The following is a 21,282-nucleotide window of genomic DNA, read 5'->3' as shown; positions in this document are numbered from 1 at the left end:
AGATCCACGCCGCAATCTGCCCGCAGACCGCCATGTTCTCCGGTTGGACTGGATGGCATGACCGTTCGCGCCCATTCCCTCGACCTCGATCCGCGCTTGCAGTCCTGGCTGGAGCCCCTGCCCGCATCGATGCAGGAGCTCCTGGTCTTTGGCCTGAAGGAGGCCCGGGCCTGCCTGTTCGCCGGGCTGTTCTTCCTCGCCGTGCTGCTGATGCCGCGCGAGGGCCTGGCCGGCATTCCCCGCTACGATCTCCTGCTGGTCTGGGCGCTGGCGATCCAGGCCGGCATGCTGGCACTGGGCCTCGAGAGCCGCGACGAGCTGCGCGCGATCTGCCTGTTCCATCTGCTCGGCTTCGCCCTCGAGGTGTTCAAGACCTCTCCGGCGATCGGGTCGTGGCAGTACGCCGACCCGGCCTGGAGCAAGCTCTTCGGCGTGCCGCTGTTCTCGGGCTTCATGTATGCGGCCGTCGGCAGCTACATCATCCAGGCCTGGCGCCTGTTCGACCTGCGCGTCGAACGGCACCCGCCATACTGGATGGCCGGTCTGATGGCGGGCGCGCTGTACCTCAACTTCTTCACCCAGCATTTCATCGGCGACCACCGGGCCATCCTGGCGGCGCTGGCGCTCGGGCTCTATGCCCGGACCACGGTGCGCTTTCGCCCGCTGCATCATGAACGGCGCATGCCGCTGCCCCTGGCCATGCTGCTGATCGCCTTCTTCATCTGGATCGCCGAGAACGCCGGCACCCTGTTCGGTCTGTGGACCTACCCGCACCAGATGGGAGCGTGGTCGAAGGTGCACGTGGCGAAGTGGGGCTCCTGGTCGCTGCTGGTGCTGATGAGCTTCACACTCGTCGTGAATCTCAAGCATGTCCGGGCCACGGTGGCGGTGCGCTGATGGAACGCTTCAGCGTGACTTGATGAAGGCCAGCCCGAGCCGCGCCTGGTGGCCGAACAGGCGGAACTGCGTGTAGAGCTCATCGCTCAGCTCGCGGCCGCTGGCCGCGCGGTCGGCGTAGAGGCAGCCGATGGGCGTCGCGCCGACCGCGAGCGGCAGGATCAGGCACTGCCCGCCGCAAAGCGCCTCGAGCTTCCGGTCGCCGGGGACCTGACCGGCGCCGGGGCCGCCCAGCCAGAGCGGCTGGTCATGGCCCAGGCACCAGGCCAGCGGATTGGCCTCGGCCGGTCGCGCGGCGAACTCGAATCCGGTTTCCAGGCCGACCGGATCGATGCTGAGTGCGGTCTTCTGCCGCAACAACCGGCGGTCGGGGCTGAGCAGGGCGAAGACCACGCGGTCGAGGCCAACGCCGCGGAACAGCCCCTCCAGCACCAGCTCCATCAGCGCGCCGACGCTGGGCTGCTGCTCGATAAGCAGCTGGGAGATCTCGCGCAGTACGGCCATCTGCAGGCCGGCATCGCCCGTGTTCCAGCGCGGCGGCTCGGAGACGGGGGCAGGCCGCTGTTCCCGGGCCAGGTCCGCGCCGAGCGCGTGGCCGGCCTCGGAGGCATCGCGCCAGGTCGAGAGCACGCTTTCGCGCAAGGGCTCGGCGGCCAGCCGCAGGGTGTCGCAGGCCTCCACGATCAGGGCGTCCAGCGCGGCGCCCTGGTCGCCGCGCGCCAGGCATTCGGCCAGGGCGTCGCCGTATTGCACCGCCCGCACCCGGGCGTCGGGTGGGCTCCGACGGTCGAGCGTGCGCGACAGCAGGCCGCTGAGTCGCCACTCCCGGTTGAGCGAGGCGGTCAGCTCGCGCAGCTGAAACCCCAGCAGTTCGGTTTCGGCGGCTTCGCGTTTCGCGGCCGGCAGCCGACGGATCGCCGCAAGCCTCGCCGGCAGGTCGGGCTGGGCCTCGCCCGCAAAGCACATCAGGGCCAGCTCGCCGAGGTGCGAGAGCAGGGTCGCGACGAAGACCTCCTCGGCCTCGGGCAGCCGGGCGATCCGGGCCAGGTTGCGTGCCTGTAGCGCGGCGTGGAGGGCGGTGCCCATGCCGCGGGCAACCAGTTCGCGGTTGGGCCCCTTGAGAAGCCCGTCGATGATCGCGATCGACAGGCACAGATCGCGCACCGCATCGAAGCCGAGCACGATGATCGCGCGGCTGATGGTGCTGATCCGTCCACCCGAAGGATTGAAGAGGATGCTGTTGGCCATCCGCAGCAGGCGGGTGGTCATCGACACATCCTGCAGGATCAGCGCCGCCAGTTCACCGGCCGAGCTGTCGGCATCCTGCGCCTTGCCGGCGATGCGCTGTGCGGTGCGGGCAAACGCCGGCAGCTGCCGGCTGGTCAGCTGGTGCACCCACTCGTCGAGGCTTGTCGTCGCGCGGGCCATCCTGTCCATCCCCTGACTCTCCCGTGTCCAAGCCTGCCCCCAAGCCGCTGCCCTCGGCAAGCAAAGAATCGCGCCTGCCCAGCGTCCCTGCCAGCGCGAGCTGTGGCCATGCACTTCGCTCGGCGTTTCGACTACCCTAGACGGGCGCTCAGGATCGAGTGGATCGTGCAGACGTGTCTGCGACGGGGTCAGGATGAAGGATAGCCAGACAAGCCTGGTCGAGATCGACCGGCTGCGGATCGGAGTGTTCATCCATCTGGACCTCGGGTGGACCGAGCATCCTTTTCCCTTCAACAGCTTCAAGCTGCGCAGTCTGGAGCAGATCCAGGCGCTGCGCGACCTGGGGCTGCAGCGCGTGCGCTATTCGCCTGAACGCAGCGATGTGCAACCGCTGCCCGAGGCGCTGGCCGAGCCCGCGGCGGGCGATGACGCCGGCCAGGCCGATCAGCCCACCGCGCAATCCGCAGCTGCGAAGAGCGTCGGCGAGAGCGGCGACGTGAGCAACGGGCGTCGTGGCAAGCGCGAGCTGCTTCTGGCCCAGCAGGCCAACCTTGAGCGCTGCGAGCGCCAGTTCGGTGATGCCTCGCGCAGCTACCGCGGCCTCGTACAGATGCTGCGCGCTCAGCCCGAGCAGGCGGTCGGCGAGGCCTCCACCCTCATCGCCTCGATGGTCGAGGAGATGACCGGCGAACGCGAGGTCGCCATCCGTCTGCTGTCGGAGAAGGCCGGCGAGGAGTCCGCGCTGCACGCGCTGAACGTGACCGTCCTCTCCGTGCTGCTGGGCCGCGCCTGCGGTTACGACACCGAATCCCTGCGGCAGATCGGTCTCGGGGCCTTGCTGCACGATATCGGGAAGCTGGAGCTGCCCGACCGGCTGCGCTGGGCGGACGAGGGCACGGCCGGCGGCCCGGCGGAGCGGCGCCTGTTCCAGCAGCACGTCGAGCACGGCGTACGCCTGGTGCGGCCGCTCGGCCTGCCGCCGATCGCTGAAGAAATCATCCTGCAGCATCACGAACACGCCGACGGAAGTGGTTATCCCGCCGGTCTGTTCGGCGAGTCCATCGGCCTCGGGGCCCGCGTGGTCTCGCTGGTCAACCAGTACGACAATCTCTGCAATCCCGCCAATCCCGCCCAGGCCCTCACCCCGCACGACGCGTTGGCGATCATGTTCGCCCGTCAACGCGGGCGCTACGACGCGACCACCATGGCGGTGTTCATCCGCATGATGGGCGTGTATCCGCCCGGCTCGGTGGTGCAGCTCAACGACGAGCGCTTCGCGCTGTCGGTGGCGGTCAATCCGATGCGCCCCCTGAAGCCGCGGGTCGTGGTCTACGATCCCGAGGTGCCGACCGAGGAGGCCCTGATCCTCGACCTCGAAGACAGCCCGACGCTGGGCGTGCAGCGCGCGCTCAAGCCGCTGCAGCTGCCACGCGCCGTGTTCGACTACCTCTCACCGCGCAAGCGCATGTGCTACTTCTTCGAGCGCTCGCGCGAGCCACAGGAAGGCTCCGCGGCGGCATGAGCCTTGGCTCCCTCCAGGCGCTGATCGAGAGCGTGCTGGAGGCCGTCTGGCTGGTCGATGCGGAGGAGCAGCGGATCCTCGCGGTGAATCGCGCCGCGGAGACCCTGCTCGGACTGCCCCGCGAGCGACTTATCGGCCAGCCGGTGGTGAACTTTGCTGCCACCTCGCAGGACCTGTTTTTCTGGGAGGACGTCGCCGCCGGGCGTGGCGACTCCATCTACTCCGAAACCCTGGTCACCCGGCCCGACCTCAGCGTCGTCCAGGTCGACCGTCGGGTCAGCCGGCTTTGCGTCGACGGCAGCGAGCCCATGCTCGTGGTGGCAATGATCGACCGCTCCGCGCAGCGTCAGGTCGAGCAGGAGCTGGAAACCATCATCGCCGAGCTGCGGGCAACCCTTGAGAGCACCGCAGACGGCATTCTCGTGCTCGACATGGAGGGCGGGATCCGCGGTTACAACCACCGCTTCGCCGAGCTGTGGGACCTGCCCGATGTGCTGCTGACACGGCGCGACGATGCCGCGGTGCTGGCTTGGCTCAGTCAGCATGTGGTCGATCCGGAGGGCTACTCGGAGCGCTTTTCCCACATCCGCCGCTCTCCACTGCTGGAAGCCGAGGACATGCTGCTGCTGCGCAGCGGGCGGGTCCTGGAGCGGGTGACCCTGCCGCAGTACGCGCGGGGAAGGCCGATCGGGCGGGTCTTCTCGTTCCGCGACATCACCCAGCGGCTGGCCGACGAGGCGCGACTGAAGCTGGCTGCCAGCGTCTTCGAATCCAGCCTCGACGCCATCTTCGTCGCCGACCACACTCTGCACCTGGTGGCCGCGAACCCGGCCTTCTCGCGCCTGACCGGCTTTGAGCGCAGCCACATCAAGGGTCTGCCCAGCGAGCGCTTCCTGGCTGAACAGGCCGGCAGCACGAGCTTCTCCGAGGTGCGCGCCGCGCTGATCGAGCACGACTACTGGCAGGGCGAGCTGTGGGCGCGGCGCAGCAGCGGCGAGGCCTATCCGTGTCTGCTCTCGGTGGTGCGCATCCGCGGCGAGGAAGACCAGCCGGATACCTTCATCGGCTTCTTCAAGGATCTCACCGAGGCGATGGCGGCCAAGCGGCGGATCGAGGAGCTGGCCTTCACCGATGCCCTCACCGGCCTGCCGAACCGGATCATGCTCCGCGACCGCTTCGAGTTCGCGGTCCGCCACGCGCAGCGCTCGCGCTCCGGGTTCGCGGTGATGTTCATCGACCTCGACCGCTTCAAGCAGATCAACGACTCCCTGGGCCACGCCTTCGGTGACCGTGTACTGGTCGAGATCGCCGATCGCCTGCGCATCGGCCTGCGCGCGGTCGACACTGCCTCCCGGCTGGGCGGCGACGAGTTCGTGCTGGTGCTCAGCCAGGTCGACGCAGCCGGCGCCGAGATTGCCGCCCGCCGCCTGCTCACCGACCTGGCGAAACCGGTGGTGGTGGACGAGATGACCTTCACCCTGACCGCCAGCATCGGCATCGCCATGTACCCGGATGACGGTGAGGACGCCGACGAGCTGATCAAGAACGCGGACAGTGCGATGTACGCGGTCAAGGAGCGCGGGCGTTCGGATTTCCGCTTCTACCAGCGGCACATGAATGTCGGTCTGCTGTCGCGGATGAAGCTGGACCAGGCGCTGCGCCGGGCGCTGGATGCCGACCTGCTGGAGCTGCACTACCAACCCAAGCTCGGTATCGCCGATGGCCGGCTGGTGGGCGTCGAGGCCCTGCTGCGCTGGTGCGACGATGAGCTGGGCGAGGTGCCGCCTTCGCGCTTCATCCCGATCGCCGAGGAGAGCGGGGCGATCATCCCGATCGGCCAGTGGGTGCTGGAGCGTGCCGCCGCCCAGGCCGCCGCCTGGGCCGGGCGCGGTTGGCGGGTCCCGGTGGCGGTCAACCTGTCGGCGATGCAGTTCAACCAGTCGGACTTCGTCGAGAGCCTTGGCCGGCTGCTCGAGCGCCACGCGCTGCCGGGCGAGCTGCTGGAACTCGAACTGACCGAGTCGGTGCTGATCGCCGACGCCGATGATGCGATGCGCCGACTGCATTCCCTGCGCGAGCTGGGGCTGCGCCTGGCCATCGACGATTTCGGCACCGGATACTCCAGCCTCGGCTACCTCAAGCGTTTTCCCATCGAGCGGCTGAAGATCGACCGCAGTTTCATCTCGGACATTCCCGGCAACGAGGAGGACGAGGCGATTGCGGTGGCGATCATCGAGCTGGCGCGCGCGCTGCGCCTGGCGGTGACCGCCGAGGGCGTGGAGACCGCGGCCCAGAAGGCCTTTCTCGCCCGCCACGGCTGCACCGAGATGCAGGGCTATCTGGTGGCCCCGGCGCTGCCGGCGGACGAGGTCTACGCGCGCTTCTCCGGTCGGGAGTGAGCGTAGGCGGGACCGGGCCTGGCCTGCCGGGGCGGTCGCCACGTCCTCCCGGCGCTGCCTATACTCGCGGTTTTGGGGGACCGCCGATGGCTTCGCGACTGCGCATGCCGCACACCCTGGTCCTGCTGTTCGCGATCATGGTGCTGGCCTGGGCGGCCACCTGGTTGCTGCCGCAGGGCCAGTTCCAGACTGCCGAGGACGAGAAGGGCCACGCCCTGGTCGTTCCGGGCACCTACACCGCGGCGGCCGAGCGCGTGCAGCTTTCTCCCCTGGTGCTGTTCACCGCAGTGCCGAGGGCCATGGCGGCCTCCGCCGACATCATCTTCTTCGTTCTGATCGTGGGCGGCGCGGTGGCGGTGATGCGCGCCACCGGAGTCGTCGACGCCGTGCTGGGCAGCCTGCTGAGGCGTGTAGGGCACTCGCCAGGCCTGCTGGTCATCATCGGCATGGGTGCCTTTGCCGCGGGCTCTTCGGCGATCGGCGTCGCCGAGGAATACATCCCGTTCGCCGCCATGCTGGTCTCGCTCTGCCTGGCCATGCGGATGGATGCGATGGTGGCGATGGGCATCCTGATCGGCGGCTACGGGATCGGCTATGGCGTGGCTGCGCTCAACCCCTTCACCGTGCAGGTCGCCCAGGGCGTGGCGGGGGTGCCGCCGACCTCGGGCATCGCCTTCAGGCTGGCCCTGTTCCTGCCCTTCCTGGCCATCGGCGTGCATCACGTCTGGCGCTACGCCCAGAAGGTGAAAGCCGACCCCGCGAGCAGCCTGATGCACGGCATCGAGCCGCGCCACGCGCCGCCGCCGGAGTATCCGGCGCTGGGTGGGCGCCTGCTGCTGGTGTTCGGCGTGCTGACCGCCGCGCTGGCGCTGATGGTCTGGGGCATTGCGGCGCAGGGCTGGTACCTGGTCGAGCTCGGCGCGCTGTTCATCGGCCTCTCGCTGGTGGTTGGCCTGCTGGGTGGTCTCGGTGCGAACGGCACCGCGCTTCGTTTCGGAGAGGGCGCCAGCGAGCTGGCGACCACCGCGGTCCTGATCGGCTTCGCCCGCTCGATCGCCCTGATCCTCGAGGAGGGCCAGGTGCTGCACACCGTGGTCAACGGGCTGGCCGGGCCGCTGAACCTGGTCGGCGCGCACGCCGCCGCGGTCGGCATGATGCTGATCCAGACCCTGATCAACTTCTTCATTCCCTCGGGCAGCGGCCAGGCCTTCGTCACCATGCCGATCATGGCCCCGCTGGGCGACCTGGTCGGGGTCAGCCGTCAGGTCAGCGTGCTGGCCTACCAGTTCGGCGACGGGCTCTCGAACATGCTGGTCCCGACCAATATCGTGCTGATGAGCATTCTCGGCGTGGCCGGGGTGCCCTATGACCGCTGGTTCCGCTTTGCCGCGCCCCTGCTTCTCAAGCTGGTCGTGGCCGCGGCGCTGGCGATGGTGACCGCGGTCGCCATCGGCTACCAATGAGAACGACCAACGGAGGACCCGAAATGGCATTCCCCACACCGATTCGCGCCGGGCTGATCGCCGGCCTCCTGACCCTGCTGCCGGCCTGCGCGCTGGCCGCCGAGCGCGGCCTGTCCCCCGAGGACCTGGTCAGCCTCGACCGGGTTTCGGACCCGCAGCTGCGCCCGGGTGCCGGCGGCCTGGCCTATGTGCTGCGCGAGGCCGACCTCGCCGCCAACAAGGCGAGCACGGCCATCTGGTACCAGGCCCTGGGCAAGCAGCCGGGCGCGGCGGTGAAGCTGACCACCCAGGGGGGCGCTTCCAGCCCACGCTGGTCGGCCGATGGGCGGCACCTGTACTTCCTCAGTGCGCGCTCCGGCTCGAACCAGGTCTGGCGTCTCGACCTCGGTGGGGTGGGCGGTGAAGCGCAGCAGGTCACCTCATTCGCGGTCGACGTGGGCAACTTCCGCCTCTCGCCGAAGGGCGATGCGCTCGCGCTCAGCCTGGAAGTCTTTCCGGACTGCCCCGACCTCGCCTGCACGGCGAAACGTCTGGAGGAGAAGGCTGCCGCCAGGACCACCGGGATGAGCTTCGACAAGCTCTTCGTCCGCCACTGGGACAGCTGGAAGGACGGGCGGCGCAACCAGCTGTTCGTCGCGAGGATGGACGGCCAGGGCAAGGCGGCTGCCGAGCCCGTGCGCGTCAGCCGTGACATCGACGGCGATGTCTCGTCCAAGCCCTTCGGCGGCGACGACGACTATGCCTTCTCTCCGGATGGCAGCCAGATCGCCTTCAGCGCGCGCATCGCCGGGCGCAGCGAGCCCTGGTCGACCAATTTCGACATCTACCTGGTACCGGCGGACGGCAGCGCGCCGCCGCGCAACCTTACCGAGGACAACCCGGCATGGGACGCCGGCCCGGTGTTCTCGGCCGATGGCAAGACCCTCTACTACCGGGCGATGAAGCGGCCCGGCTTCGAAGCCGACCGCCTGGCCCTGGTCAAGCGTCCGCTGGCCGGCGGCACGCCGGTCGAGATTGCACCGGACTGGGACCGCTCGGCGGATGGCATCACCCTCGACGAGACCGGCAAGCACCTCTACACCACGGCCTACGACCTCGGCGAACATCGGCTGTTCCGCATCCGCCTCGCCGACGGCGCGGCGCAGCGGCTTGTCGAGGGTGGCGGCGTCGGTGGCTTTTCGCTGGAGGGTTCGACCCTGGTCTTCACCCGCGATTCGCTGACCTCTCCCGCGCAGCTGTTCCTGGCCCGGGCCGACGGCAGCCAGCAGCGGCGGATCAGCGAGTTCAACGCCGAGCGCCTGGCCGCCGTCGGAATGGGCGAATACCAGCAGTTCCGCTTCGCAGGCTGGAACGACGAGACCGTCCACGGCTACGTGGTGAAACCCTGGAACTACAAGGAAGGCGGCAAGTATCCGGTGGCCTTCATCATCCACGGCGGCCCGCAGGGTTCGATGGGCAACAGCTTCCACTACCGCTGGAACCCGCAGACCTACGCCGCCAAGGGCTGGGCGGTGGTGTTCATCGACTTCCATGGCTCCACCGGCTATGGCCAGGCCTTCACCGATTCGATCTCCGGCGACTGGGGCGGCAAGCCGCTCGTCGACCTGCAGAAGGGCTGGCAGTACGCCCTGTCCGAATTCGGGTTCCTTGACGGCGAGCGCGCCTGCGCGCTGGGCGCGAGCTATGGCGGCTACATGGTCAACTGGATCGCCGGCAACTGGCAGGAGCCCTGGGACTGCCTGGTCAGCCATGCCGGCGTCTTCGACAACCGGATGATGGGCTACTCGACCGAGGAGCTGTGGTTCGACGAGTGGGAAATGGGCGGCACACCCTATGAGGTTCCGGCCAACTACGAGAAGCACAATCCGGTGGCCCACGTCGCCAAGTGGAAGGTGCCGATGCTGGTGATCCACGGCCAGCTCGACTACCGGATTCCGGTGGAGCAGGGCATCGGCGCGTTTACAGCCCTGCAGCGGCAGGGCATCGAGAGCCGCTTCCTGTACTTCCCCGACGAGAACCACTGGATCCTCAAGCCGGCCAACAGCGTGCAGTGGCACCAGGCGGTGAACGACTGGTTGGCAGAGCATCTCTCCCGCTAGCGTCGCGCCGTGGCAGCGGGCAACAATTGAGCATGGACAGCGATCAGCCCATCGACATCGGTCTTTTGCGGCAGAGCTGCGGGCGCTGCTCGCTGCAGCAGCTTTGCCTGGCCGGCGGCGGCATGAGCCAGGCCGATGTCGAGCAGCTCGATCGCCTGGTCAAGCGCCGGCGCCCCCTGAAGCGGGGCGAGGCGCTGTACCGGGCCGGCTCCATGCTCGAGGCACTGTTCGTCGCCCGCGAGGGGGCCTTCAAGACCACCTCATTGACCGAGCAGGGAGACGAGCAGGTAATCGGCTTCCACCTGCCCGGTGAGCTGATCGGCCTCGATGGCCTCGGCGCTGGCAGTCACCGCTGCACCTCCACGGCGCTGGAGAGCGCCGAAGTCTGCGAGGTGCCCCTTGCGGACCTCGAGCAGGTGGCCGCGCAGATCCCCGCCCTGCAGCACCAGCTGCTGCGGGTCATGGGCCAGAGCGTCGGCCGTGACCAGGAACACATGCAGATGCTGGGCCGACGCCATGCCACCGAACGCGTGGCCCTGTTCCTGCACAGCCTCTCCGAGCGCCTGCACGCCCTGTCCAGACCGCATCTGGAGTTCCACCTCGCCATGTCGCGCGAGGAGATCGCCAGCTACCTTGGCCTTGTGATCGAGACCGTCAGCCGGACCTTCTCCCGGATGCAGGAGGAAGGGGTGATCGAGGTCAAGGGGCGGCGGATCCGCGTGCGTGACGCGGCCCGCCTAGCCCGGCTGGTGCACGAGGGCGACGAGCGGCGCTCCACCCGGGCCAGCTGAGCGGTCCGCAGGGCAGGCACAGGCAGCTCTCCGCGCCCCTCAATCGAGGGTTTGCCGGTGCGGCCGTCCGTCCGCGCCAATCAGAAGCACCTCGCCTGCAGTGCGCCAGTCGGCCAGCACCCAGCGCTCCCGGCGGCGACCTCCCACCTCATGATTGTGCTGGTCGGGCCGGTGCGTGTGGCCGTGGATCAGCCTGTCGACGCCGAACAGGGCGAGTTCCGCCTCGACGGAGTCCCTGTTCACATCACCGAGTTCCATCGATTGCGACTTCTGGTGGGCGGCGCTCTCCGCACGGGCCCTGGCCGCGAAGGCCTGGCGCTCGGCCAACGGCCGGGAAAGGAACCCCTGCTGCCAGGCGGGGTCACGGACCTGACGGCGGAAGGCCTGATAGGGCTCGTCGTCAGTGCAATAGCGGTCGCCGTGGCTGAGCAGCACCGCCTGGCCACCGAGGTCGACGACGCAAGGGTCGGGCAGCAACCGCATGCCCGCGCGGCGCGCGTAGTCGGCGCCGAGCAGGAAGTCCCGGTTGCCGTGCTGGAAATGGACCGCCGTGCCCGCGGCCGACAGCCGGGAGAGTGCCTCGGCGACCTGCGCCGGCAGCGCACCGTCGTCGTCGTCGCCGACCCAGGCCTCGAACAGGTCACCGAGGATGTACAGCCGCGGCAGGTCCCGCGCCGGGCCGTTGAGGTAGCTCAGCAGAATTCGGGTCAGCGCTTCGCCGGCTTCGCGCAGGTGCAGGTCGGAGATGAAGCCGGCGAGCATGGCTTACGGGGTGGCCGCTGCGGCCGGCACCTCGGCAGGCGCCTCGCCCGGCTCTGCGGCGGGCGGTTCAGCGGCAGGCGGTTCGGCGACCGAAAGCACCTCGGCGCTCTCGATCACCACCGGCTGGAGCGGCACATCGCGGGCGAAGGGTCCCTGTCCGCCGGTTTCGACCGCGCGGATCCGGTCCACCACGTCGAGGCCTTCGATCACCTTGCCGAACACCGCATAGCCCCAGGTGAAGCCGCTCTGCTCGCTGACGAAATCGAGGCGGGGGTTGTCGACCACATTGATGAAGAACTGCGACTGGGCGCTGTGCGGCTCGCCGGTGCGCGCCATGGCCAGCGTGCCGCGCTGGTTGGACAGCCCGTTGCGGGCCTCGTTCTCGATCGGCGGGCGCATCGGCTTGAGCTGCAGGTCGGCGGTGAAGCCGCCGCCCTGGATCATGAATCCGTCGATGACGCGGTGGAAGATGGTGCCGTTGTAGTGGCCGTCACGCACGTATTGCAGAAAGTTCTCCACCGACTTCGGAGCCTTCTCCGGGTAGAGCTCGACCACCATCCGACCGAGGCTGGTGTTGATCGCGACCTGCGGCGTCGCGGCGGACGCCGGCGCCGCGGCCGCATCGCTACCGGCGGCGGGATCGGCTTCGGTCTGGGCCAGCACCAGCGGTGCGAAGGCAAGCAGGGTGGAGAACAGCAGCGGGCGGATCATCGGCAGGCTCCGGAAGACAGTGCAGGTGATGATAGGGTGCAGTCCGGGTGCGGCCAAGCGGCGCCTGCAACGCCCGCGCTACCATGCCCCCTGGCCCGGTCGACGAGGAGTCACGACATGTTGCGATCCCTGCTTCTGCTCGCCCTGGTGGCGCCGCCGGCTCTGGCCGAAGGGCCGCCGACCTCGGCCTCGCCGGCCGGCGCCGAGCTTTACTTCATCAGCCCGGTCGACGGCGCGACCACCGGACGCGAGGTCGTGGTCCAGTTCGGCCTGCGCGGCATGGGCGTGGCCCCGGCAGGGATCAACCTCGAGGGCACCGGCCACCACCACCTGCTCATCGATGTCGATGGCCTGCCGCCGCTCGAAGAGCCGATTCCGGCCGACGAGCGGCATGTGCACTTCGGCAAGGGTCAGACGGAGGCGACGATCACCCTGGAGCCCGGCACCCACAGCCTTCAGCTGTTGCTCGGTGACTACCTGCACCGCCCGCACCAACCGGTTGTCGCCTCCCGGCGCATCACGATCACCGTCGAGTAGGGGACTTTCCGGTGGGCCGGCGTTTCGAGCGCAAGCAGGTAGAATGCGCGCCCGCTTCATCCCGGAAGAATCGTTCATGAGCTGTCGCACCCGCTTTGCCCCCAGTCCCACCGGTTTCCTGCACATCGGCGGCGCCCGCACGGCGCTGTACTCGTGGCTGGAAGCCCGGCGCCAGGGCGGGCAGTTCGTGCTGCGCATCGAGGACACCGACCGCGAGCGCAGCACCCAGGAAGCGGTGCAGGCCATCCTCGACGGCATGTCCTGGCTCGGCCTGATGCATGACGAGGGCCCGTATTACCAGACCCTGCGACTCGAGCGTTACCGCGAGGTCGCCGAGCAGCTGCTGCGCGCCGGCAAGGCCTACTACGCCTACGAGAGCAAGGAAGAGATCGAGGCGATGCGCAACCAGGCCATGGCCGAAGGGCGCAAGCCGCGCTACAACGGCTACTATCGGGATCGCAACGAACCGCTGCGCGACGACCCGAACCGGGTGCTGCGCTTCAAGAACCCGACCTCGGGCAGTGTGGTCTGGAACGACGCGGTCAAGGGCCGCATCGAGATCAGCAACGACGAGTTGGACGATCTTGTCCTGATCCGCTCGGACGGCTGGCCGACCTACAACTTTGCCGTGGTCGTCGACGACCTCGACATGAAGATCACCGAGGTCATCCGCGGCGACGACCATGTCAACAACACGCCGCGGCAGATCAATATCTACGAGGCGCTGGGCGCCGCGGTACCTCGCTTTGGGCACCTGCCGATGATCCTCGGCCCGGACGGCAGCAAGCTCAGCAAGCGCCACGGCGCGGTCGGCGTGATGCAGTACCGCGATGACGGCTTCCTGCCGCATGCGGTGCTCAACTACCTTGCCCGCCTCGGCTGGTCGCATGGTGACCAGGAGATCTTCTCGATCGAGGAGATGATCTCCCTGTTCCGCATCGAGGACGTCAACACCTCGCCCTCTCGCTTCGACGTCGAGAAGCTGTCCTGGCTGAATCAGCAGTATCTCAAGAGCGACTCCCCGGAGTCGGTCGCCGTCCACCTGGAGTGGCACCTGCGCCAGCAGGGCTACGCGCTGGACCAGGGACCGAAGCCCGAGGACGTGGTGGTCGCGCTGCGCGAGCGCGTGCGCACGCTGAAGGAGATGGCCGAGCGCGCGGCGGTCTGGTACCGGCCGCTGACCGAATACGACGAGGCCGCCGTCGCCAAGCATCTGAAGGGGGCAGGTCCGGTGCTGGAAGCCGCGCATGCTGCGCTGTCCGCGATCGAGGGCTGGAGCCCGGAGGCCATCGATGGCGCCCTGCGTGCCACCGCCGAGCAGCTCGGCCTGGGCATGGGCAAGGTGGCCCAGCCCATGCGCGTGGCCATCACCGGCACCCAGGTCTCGCCCTCCATCGATCACACCATCTACCTTGCCGGCCGCGACGAGGCGCTGCGCCGCATCGAAGCGGCGGTCGGGCGTTGTCCCGTAGGCTGAGCCACAGTCGGCGTTTATCGACGCGGTGATACCATCGCCCGATGACTTCGGCCCCCCAGGTCTGCACCGACCCCCACCACCACGTCCATGACGCCGATGCCTACGTCAGTGAGGTCGCCCGCCTCTGCGAGGAGCGCGGGCTGCGCCTGACCGAGCTGCGCGAGCGCGTGCTGCGGCTGGTGGCGGAGGAGGGCAAGCCGATCAAGGCCTACGACCTGCTCGAACGCATGCGCGACCTGCAGGGGCCAGTGGCGCCGCCCACCGTCTACCGGGCGCTGGATTTCCTGCTCGAGGGCGGCTTCATCCACAAGCTGCAGTCGATCAATGCCTTCGTCGGATGCCACCATCCTCACACGCACCACCAGGTGCCGTTCCTGATCTGCGACCGCTGCCAGGAGGCGATCGAACTTGAGGACGAGCAGATCAGCAGCCTGCTCACCCAGCGGGCCAAGGCCCTTGGTTTCCAGCCGGCGGGCCAGACCCTGGAGGTTCATGGCGTGTGTGCGGCCTGCCGTGAGCGCGGCTAGCCGCGCAGCGCTGTTCCTGTTGGCCCTGCTGGCGACCATGGCGCTGGCAGCACAGGACTTTCCTTCGGAGGCGCCGCAGCCGCCGCCCGATCGTTCCGAGCCGGCGGCACCTGCCACGGAGGCGGTAGGCGAAGCGGTTGCCATCCCCGTGCGCAGGCCGCCTTCGGAAACCCTGCCGCTCGCCCCGCGAACCGCGGCGGAGGTACTGCCACTGGAGGTCGGCGCCGCCGATGAAGCGGGGCCGCCGGCGGAAGAGGCCGCTGTGGCTGGAGAGGAACTGCAAGCTCCAGGCACTGCCGAGACAGACCTCGCCGAAACGCCGACCGACGGCGCGGCCGAGCTGTCGGCGGCACTGGTGGCAGGGCCCCCGGTTCTGATCCCCGAAGGCGATCCGGCTTCCCCCCAGTTCATCGGTCCGCCCCTGGTGCCCCCGTTCAAGCTGCTCGACGAGTCGGTGGCCCCGGGCTCGGCGCGCACCCTGTTCTGGAACGCTGGCCAGAGCTTTGCCGGCGGCGATACGGTGGCTCCGGTCAACGTGGTCCACGGGACCCGTCCCGGTCCCGTGCTGTGCCTGACCGCCGCGGTCCATGGCGACGAGATCAACGGCGTTGAGATCGTCCGTCGTGTTCTCAACGACCTCAATCCGGACCGGCTCAGCGGGACGGTGATCGCGGTTCCGATCATCAACCTGTTCGGATTCGCGCGCAGCTCGCGCTACCTGCCCGACCGGCGCGACCTCAACCGGTTCTTCCCCGGCAGCCAGTTCGGCAGCGTCGCCTCGCGAATCGCCTTCAGCTTCTTCCACAACATCGCCAAGCGCTGCGAGGCGCTGGTCGATTTCCACACCGGCTCATTCGACCGCGACAACCTGCCCCAGGTCCGCGCCGATCTGCGCCTGCCCGAGGTGCTGCGTTTCTCGCGCGGGTTCGGCGCCCTACCGGTCCTGCACAGCAACGGCTCCCGGGGGATGCTGCGGGTGGCCGCGACCCAGGCCGGCATTCCCGCGGCGACCTTCGAAGTCGGCGCACCGGGCATCATCCAGGTCGACCAGGTGAACACCGCGGTGGAGGCCATCGACTCGCTGATGCACCACCTCGGTATGGTCCCCGACGAGCCGCGCGACCAGGAGCCGCAGGCGATCTTCTACGACTCCAAATGGGTCCGGGCGAACGCCGGCGGCCTGCTGATCGCCAACGTCCGCCTCGGTCAGCGGGTCCAGCGCGACCAGCGTCTCGGGGTCATCGTGGATCCGGTGCGCAACACCGAGCGCGAGATTCTCTCGCCGCTGTACGGCCGGGTGATCGGCATGGCCCGCAACCAGGTGGTGCTGCCGGGCTTCGCGGCCTTCCACATCGGCGAGGAAACCAGCGCCGAGCAGGCCTCGGACGCTGCCGCGGCCGGGCGCATCGACGACGAGGTGGAAGAGGATCCGGATCCGGCTGCGGGCCGCGAGCCGGACATGTAGCCGGGCCTCAGGTCGAGATCTGCGGCGCCGCCGGCGCGGCCTCTTCCGCCGCACTGTCCAGCACATCCCGGGCCACGTAGAGCCGGGCTCCGGCGCGCAGGGCGAGGGCGATCGCGTCGCTCGGTCGGCTGTCGAGCCGACGCTTGCGCCCACCCTCGTCGACCAGCTCGATCACCGCATGGAAGTTGCCTTCCTCGTCGAGCAGATCGACCATCACCCGCTGAGCGCGCCAGCCCGCCTCGCGCAGGCTGCTGTCGAGCAGCTCGTGGGTCTGCGGCCGGTCAGGGTAAAGGCCGTCGCGGGCGCGCAGGATCGCGGACGCTTCGCTCAGGCCGGTGAACATCGGCAGCTGGCGGCCTGCGACGCCGAGCACGATCAGGGCGAGGTCGGTGCCGGGCAGCGCCTCTACACCGATGAGTTCGGCCGCCAGCAGCGAGTCCTCGGACGCATGCAGCTCGCGCGCACCGGTAGCGTCCGCGGTGAGCAGCAGGCAGAGGGCCAACAGGCATCGGGCAAGCGGGGCAGGCATCGGAACCGGGCGGACTCAGTGGCGTGGCCTACACCATGCCACGCGATGCGGGCCGCCGCGAGTGCCCGCTGCCTCAGGCCAGCTGCTTTCGCCAGCGGCGATCCAGGCGTTCGACCGCGTGTCCCAGATCGGCCAGGGAACCATCGTTGAGCAGGACATCATCAGCGATCGCCCAGCGTGCCCGACGTGGGGCCTGGGCCGACAAGATGGCCTGCGCCTCGGCCCGCCCGATATCGTCGCGCTGCATGACCCGCTCCACCTGCAGGGGCTCGGGCACGTCGACCAGCAGAACCCGACGCACCCAGCCGTAGGCGCCGGTCTCCAGCAGCAAGGGTACGGCCACCAGCGCGTAGGGACCCGATGAGGCTTCGGCGCGCTGGCGGAGGGTCTCGCGAATGCGCGGATGCAGGATCGCCTCAAGGTCTCGGCGCGCGGCCTCGTTTGAGAACACGTGCTGGCGCAGGCGGCGTCGGTCCAGTCGCCCATCGGCGTCCAGCATCCCGGCACCGAAACGCGAGGTGATCGCGCTCAGCGCAGGCTGGCCCGGCTCCACCAGCTCGCGCGAGACAAGGTCGGCGTCGATGACGCGGCGGCCGAGGCCTTCGAAGGCGGCACAGGCCGCCGATTTGCCCGAGGCGATGCCGCCGGTCACGGCCATGACCGGCGTGCTCAACTGCCCAGCCAATCCATATAGGCCGAGAACAGGTCGAGTCCGAGGACGAACTGCAGCCAGCCGGCCATGGCGAGGTAGGGGCCGAAGGGAATCGGCGTTGCGCGATCGCGGCCCTTGAGGGCGAGCCACAGCGAGCCGACCACCGCACCGACCACCGAGGAGAGCAGGATGATCGAGATCAGCGACTGCGCGCCGCACCAGGCGCCGAGTGCGGCGAGCAGCTTGAAGTCGCCGAAACCCATGCCCTCCTTGCCGGTCAGCAGGCGGAAGCCCCAGTACACCGTCCACAGGCTGAGGTAGCCGAGGGCAGCACCGAGGATGGCCTGTCGCGGATCGACGAACAGCGGTATCAGGGACAGCAGCAGGCCTAGCCAGAGCAGGGGCAGGGTGAGGCTGTCCGGCAGCAGGGTGGTGCGCAGGTCGATGCCGGAAGCGGCGATCAGGATGCCGGTAAAGGCCAGTCCGGCGAGCGCCTCCCAGCCCACGCCGAATCGCCAGACGACCACGGCGAACATCAGGCCGGTGATCAGCTCCACCGCCGGATACTGCCAGGAGATCGGCTTGCCGCAGCCCCGGCAGCGGCCGCGCAGGATCGCGAAGCTGAACACCGGAATGTTCTCCCACCAGGCAAGGCGGTGCTTGCAGGCAGGACAGTGCGAGCCCTCGACGACGATGCCCGGCGGTGGCGCGGGCGCAGCCGGCTCAAGCGCGAGCATCTCCCGCGCGTCCTGCTCCCACTGCCATTGCATGCGCAGCGGCAGGCGCAGGATCACCACGTTGAGGAAGCTGCCCACCAGCAGGCCGAACACGCCTGCGGCGGCCACGGCCGCCGCAGGATGAAGCGCAAGAAGCTCGAGCACGCGGGCTTACATCGCCGCCGCGAGCTTGAAGATCGGCAGGTACATGCCGACCACCATGCCGCCGACCACCACGCCGATGATCAGCATGACGAAGGGTTCGATCAGGCTGGACAGCGCGTCGACCGCGTTGTTCACCTCCTGCTCGTAGAACTCGGCGACCTTGAACAGCATGGTGTCCAGCGCACCGGCTTCCTCGCCGATCGCGGTCATCTGATTGACCATGTGCGGAAAGACGCCGGTCTGGCGCATGGCGACATTGAGCTGGTAGCCGACCGAGACATCCTCGCGTACGCGTTTGACCGCGTCCGAGAAGACCTGGTTGCCTGTGGCGCCGGCAACCGTTTCCAATGCCTCGACCAGCGGCACGCCGGCCTTGAAGGTGGTCGCCAGGGTGCGGGCATAGCGCGCAATGGCAGCATTCTTGACGATCTCACCCAGAACCGGGACCTTGAGGATCGCGCGGTCGAGGAAGTGGGCGAAGGCCGGCGAGCGCTTCTTGAACTCGATCAGCCCCCATCCCACGCCGATCATGCCGAACAGGACCGCCCACCAGTAGCTCTGCATGAAGTCGGAGGCGGCGATGATCATCAGGGTGAAGGCCGGCAGATCGGCGTTGAAGCTCTTGAACACCGCTTGGAACTGCGGCACGACAAAGATCAGCAGGATGGCGCTGACAAGGATGGCCACCGCAATCACGACGATCGGGTAGAACATGGCCTTCTTGATCTTGCCCTTGAGGGCCTCGGAGGCCTCCTTGTAGGAGGCGATGGTGTCGAGCACCGTATCCAGCACGCCGGCGCCTTCGCCCGCGCGGACCAGGTTGACGAACAGCTCGTCGAACTGAACCGGATGCCGGGCCAGCGACTCGGCCAGGGTCGAGCCGCCCTCGAGGCTGGCGCGGATGTCGTCGAGCATCTCCTTCATGCGCGGATTGCTCTGACCGCCGCCGATGATCTCGAAGGCCGTCACCATCGGCACGCCCGACTGCATCATGGTTGCGATCTGGCGGGCGAAGATGGCGATGTCCTTAGCCGAGATCGTGCGTCCGGCCTTGCCGAACAGCGGCTTGGCCTTCTGCTTGACGTTGATCGGCGTGATGCCCTGCTTGCGCAACTCCGCCTTCAGCAGGTTGGCGTTCTTGGCTAGCGTCTCGCCCTTCATCACCTGGCCGCGCTTGTCCCTGCCTTCCCAGAGGAAGGGCTGCAGCGGATTGGGATTGCGCGGGGCGGCCGGGCGGGCCTTAACTGCGGCTTTGCTGGCGGCCATGGCTTAGTCCTTGGTGACGCGGTTGATTTCCGCAAGGCTGGTGACGCCATTGCGGGCCTTCATCAGGGCGGATTGTCTCAGGTCGCGCACGCCGGAAACCTCGGCGGCCTCGGCGATCTGCAGCGCGTTGCCGCCCTGCAGGACGATCTTCTGGATTTCCTCCGACATCGGCATCACCTGATAGATGCCGGTGCGCCCCTTGTAGCCATCGTTGCAGCCGTCGCAGCCCACCGGTTCGTAGAGGGTGATGCCGGCCTTGATGTCGGCAGGAGAGAAGCCCTCCGCCTCAAGCGCCGCCTCGGGCAGCTGGATGGGCTTCTTGCAGTCGTGGAGGCGTCGGCCCAGGCGCTGTGCGATCACGAGGGTGACCGAGGAGGTGATGTTGTAGGGCGCGATGCCCATGTTCATCAGGCGGGAAATGGTCTGCGGGGCGTCATTGGTGTGCAGGGTCGAGAGCACCAGATGCCCGGTCTGCGCCGCCTTGATCGCGATCTCGGCGGTTTCGAGGTCGCGGATCTCGCCGACCATGATCACGTCCGGATCCTGGCGCAGGAAGGAGCGCAGGGCCGCCGCAAAGGTCATGCCGCGCTTGACGTTCATCTGCACCTGGTTGATGCCGGCGACGCGGATCTCGACCGGGTCCTCGGCGGTGGAAATGTTGCGCTCTTCGGTATTGAGGATGTTGAGACCGGTGTACAGGGAGACCGTCTTGCCCGATCCGGTCGGCCCGGTAACCAGGATCATGCCGTAGGGCTTGGCCAGGGCGTCGAGGTAGAGCTGCTTCTGGTCGGCCTCGTAGCCGAGCATGTCGATGCCCAACTTGGCCGCGCTGCCGTCGAGCATGCGCAGCACGATCTTCTCGCCGAACAGCGTCGGACAGGTGCTGACGCGGAAGTCCATCGACTTGTTCTTGGACAGGTTGAGCTTGATGCGTCCGTCCTGCGGCACCCGGCGCTCGGCGATGTCCAGCGAAGACATGACCTTGAGGCGCGAGGCGAGGCGGGCATTGAGCTTGACCGGAGGCTTGGCGACGCTGCGCAGGATGCCGTCCATGCGGAAGCGGACCCGGTACTCTGCCTCGTAGGGCTCGAAATGGATGTCCGAGGCACCACGCTTGATCGCATCGACCAGGATCTTGTTGACGAAACGGACCACCGGAGTGTCGTCGCCGCGGGCATCCACGCCGCCGGCGTCGGCCTCGTCCTCGGAGGTGTCGCCCAGCTCGAGGTTTTCCAGGCCCTCGGCGTCCTCCATCTGGTCGCCAAGGCTCTCCTGGGCCGACAGCGCCGTATCGATGGCGCGCTTGAGCTGCTCCTCGTCGACCAGGATCGGCTCGACCGTCATGTTGGCCTGGAACTTGATCTCGTCCAGCCCACGCGTGTTCGTGGGGTCGGAGATGCCGACATACAGCCGGCTGCCGCGCTTGAACAGGGGCAGGGCACGGTGCTGGTTGAGCAGCTTCTCCTCGACCAGCTTCACCGGCGCGTGGGTCAGGTCGAGGCTGGAGACATCGAAGATCGGCACGCCGAACTCGGCCGAGTTGGCCGCCGCCACCTGGGCCGAGGTGATCAGCTTCTTCTCGAGCAGGAATACATGGACGGGCTTCTTCTCCTTGGCCGCGTCCTCCATGGCCCGCCGGGCATCGGGCTCGGGCAGGTGGCCATCCGCCACCAGCCTGCGCACCAGGCCGGTAATGCCCGCCAGATTGGGCGTGGGCGCTGCGTTCATGCGAGCCTTCCTCAAGGGTTGCCGCCAACCCCCTGAATCTACACCAAAGTGGAGGCAGCCGAAACGCTCGGGTGCCCCGCTCACGGAGGGGGCTCCTGGAAACCGCCAGGAGCCCTTCCGTCGTTCGCCTTGCTCGGGATGGGGGTCA

General features: G+C 68.3%; 18 protein-coding genes. 10 read left to right on the top strand and 8 right to left on the bottom strand.

Annotated elements, in window-relative coordinates:
* Window positions 1-57 precede the first annotated feature (57 nt).
* Window positions 58-897: a DUF817 domain-containing protein gene (locus M0G41_RS06695; RefSeq protein ID WP_248206771.1), complete on the top strand. Its 840-nt coding sequence runs from the start codon at window positions 58-60 to the stop codon at window positions 895-897.
* A gap of 9 nt (window positions 898-906) precedes the next feature.
* On the opposite strand, the gene M0G41_RS06690 is transcribed toward M0G41_RS06695, so the two are convergent.
* On the bottom strand, window positions 907-2,334 hold the full coding sequence (locus tag M0G41_RS06690; protein ID WP_248206768.1) for an HDOD domain-containing protein: 1,428 nt from the start codon (window positions 2,332-2,334) through the stop codon (window positions 907-909).
* A gap of 184 nt (window positions 2,335-2,518) precedes the next feature.
* Between M0G41_RS06690 and M0G41_RS06685 the strand changes: the two genes are divergently transcribed.
* The 5 genes from M0G41_RS06685 (at window position 2,519) to M0G41_RS06665 (ending at window position 10,599) form a co-directional block, all read left to right on the top strand.
* Window positions 2,519-3,847, top strand: a complete 1,329-nt coding sequence (locus M0G41_RS06685) for a cyclic di-GMP phosphodiesterase (RefSeq protein WP_248206766.1) — start codon at window positions 2,519-2,521, stop codon at window positions 3,845-3,847.
* Window positions 3,844-6,246 (top strand): sensor domain-containing protein, encoded by a 2,403-nt coding sequence (locus M0G41_RS06680; protein ID WP_248206763.1) that lies wholly within the window; start codon window positions 3,844-3,846, stop codon window positions 6,244-6,246. Before M0G41_RS06685 ends, M0G41_RS06680 begins: the two co-directional genes overlap by 4 nt.
* An 86-nt stretch (window positions 6,247-6,332) precedes the next feature.
* Window positions 6,333-7,709, top strand: coding sequence for a YfcC family protein (locus M0G41_RS06675; protein WP_248206760.1), 1,377 nt, complete (start codon window positions 6,333-6,335; stop codon window positions 7,707-7,709).
* 23 nt (window positions 7,710-7,732) lie between these two features.
* Window positions 7,733-9,808 (top strand): dipeptidyl-peptidase 5, encoded by a 2,076-nt coding sequence (locus M0G41_RS06670; RefSeq protein ID WP_248206756.1) that lies wholly within the window; start codon window positions 7,733-7,735, stop codon window positions 9,806-9,808.
* 32 nt (window positions 9,809-9,840) lie between these two features.
* On the top strand, window positions 9,841-10,599 hold the full coding sequence (locus M0G41_RS06665) for a helix-turn-helix domain-containing protein (RefSeq protein WP_248206751.1): 759 nt from the start codon (window positions 9,841-9,843) through the stop codon (window positions 10,597-10,599).
* A gap of 39 nt (window positions 10,600-10,638) precedes the next feature.
* Here M0G41_RS06665 and M0G41_RS06660 read toward each other — a convergent pair whose 3' ends face one another.
* Together M0G41_RS06660 and M0G41_RS06655 are read right to left on the bottom strand one after the other, a co-directional pair.
* A complete protein-coding gene (locus tag M0G41_RS06660) occupies window positions 10,639-11,361 on the bottom strand; it encodes a UDP-2,3-diacylglucosamine diphosphatase (protein WP_248206749.1) in 723 nt (240 codons plus the stop codon).
* A gap of 3 nt (window positions 11,362-11,364) precedes the next feature.
* Window positions 11,365-12,072 (bottom strand): peptidylprolyl isomerase, encoded by a 708-nt coding sequence (locus M0G41_RS06655; protein ID WP_248206747.1) that lies wholly within the window; start codon window positions 12,070-12,072, stop codon window positions 11,365-11,367.
* Window positions 12,073-12,189: 117 nt separating this feature from the next.
* Here M0G41_RS06655 and M0G41_RS06650 point away from each other — a divergent pair, with 117 nt between their 5' ends.
* The 4 genes from M0G41_RS06650 (at window position 12,190) to M0G41_RS06635 (ending at window position 16,078) form a co-directional block, all read left to right on the top strand.
* Window positions 12,190-12,609: a DUF4399 domain-containing protein gene (locus M0G41_RS06650; RefSeq protein ID WP_248206745.1), complete on the top strand. Its 420-nt coding sequence runs from the start codon at window positions 12,190-12,192 to the stop codon at window positions 12,607-12,609.
* A gap of 76 nt (window positions 12,610-12,685) precedes the next feature.
* Complete coding sequence (gene gltX, locus M0G41_RS06645; RefSeq protein WP_248206743.1) at window positions 12,686-14,086, top strand: glutamate--tRNA ligase; 1,401 nt, start codon at window positions 12,686-12,688, stop codon at window positions 14,084-14,086.
* Window positions 14,087-14,127: 41 nt separating this feature from the next.
* Entirely contained in the window at window positions 14,128-14,613 is a 486-nt protein-coding gene (locus M0G41_RS06640) for a transcriptional repressor (protein ID WP_248206741.1), read from the top strand.
* A complete protein-coding gene (locus tag M0G41_RS06635) occupies window positions 14,600-16,078 on the top strand; it encodes a succinylglutamate desuccinylase/aspartoacylase family protein (protein ID WP_248206739.1) in 1,479 nt (492 codons plus the stop codon). The genes M0G41_RS06640 and M0G41_RS06635 overlap by 14 nt, the downstream gene beginning before the upstream one ends.
* 7 nt (window positions 16,079-16,085) lie before the next feature.
* Here M0G41_RS06635 and M0G41_RS06630 read toward each other — a convergent pair whose 3' ends face one another.
* From M0G41_RS06630 to pilB, 5 genes are all read right to left on the bottom strand, one after another.
* Complete coding sequence (locus M0G41_RS06630) at window positions 16,086-16,607, bottom strand: bifunctional nuclease family protein (RefSeq protein ID WP_248206736.1); 522 nt, start codon at window positions 16,605-16,607, stop codon at window positions 16,086-16,088.
* A 73-nt stretch (window positions 16,608-16,680) separates the two neighbouring features.
* Window positions 16,681-17,280, bottom strand: coding sequence for a dephospho-CoA kinase (gene coaE / locus M0G41_RS06625; RefSeq protein ID WP_248206734.1), 600 nt, complete (start codon window positions 17,278-17,280; stop codon window positions 16,681-16,683).
* Window positions 17,277-18,140, bottom strand: a complete 864-nt coding sequence (locus tag M0G41_RS06620) for a prepilin peptidase (protein WP_343226468.1) — start codon at window positions 18,138-18,140, stop codon at window positions 17,277-17,279. The genes coaE and M0G41_RS06620 overlap by 4 nt, the downstream gene beginning before the upstream one ends.
* Before the next feature lie 6 nt (window positions 18,141-18,146).
* Window positions 18,147-19,406, bottom strand: coding sequence for a type II secretion system F family protein (locus M0G41_RS06615; RefSeq protein ID WP_248206732.1), 1,260 nt, complete (start codon window positions 19,404-19,406; stop codon window positions 18,147-18,149).
* A 3-nt stretch (window positions 19,407-19,409) separates the two neighbouring features.
* On the bottom strand, window positions 19,410-21,134 hold the full coding sequence (pilB, locus tag M0G41_RS06610; RefSeq protein WP_248206730.1) for a type IV-A pilus assembly ATPase PilB: 1,725 nt from the start codon (window positions 21,132-21,134) through the stop codon (window positions 19,410-19,412).
* Window positions 21,135-21,282: the final 148 nt, after the last annotated feature.

Source organism: Pseudomarimonas salicorniae, assembly GCF_023156535.1.
GTDB lineage: Bacteria > Pseudomonadota > Gammaproteobacteria > Xanthomonadales > Xanthomonadaceae > Pseudomarimonas > Pseudomarimonas salicorniae.
Note: the sequence above shows the minus strand (reverse complement) of the source record. Positions and strands in the feature narration are given on the sequence as shown.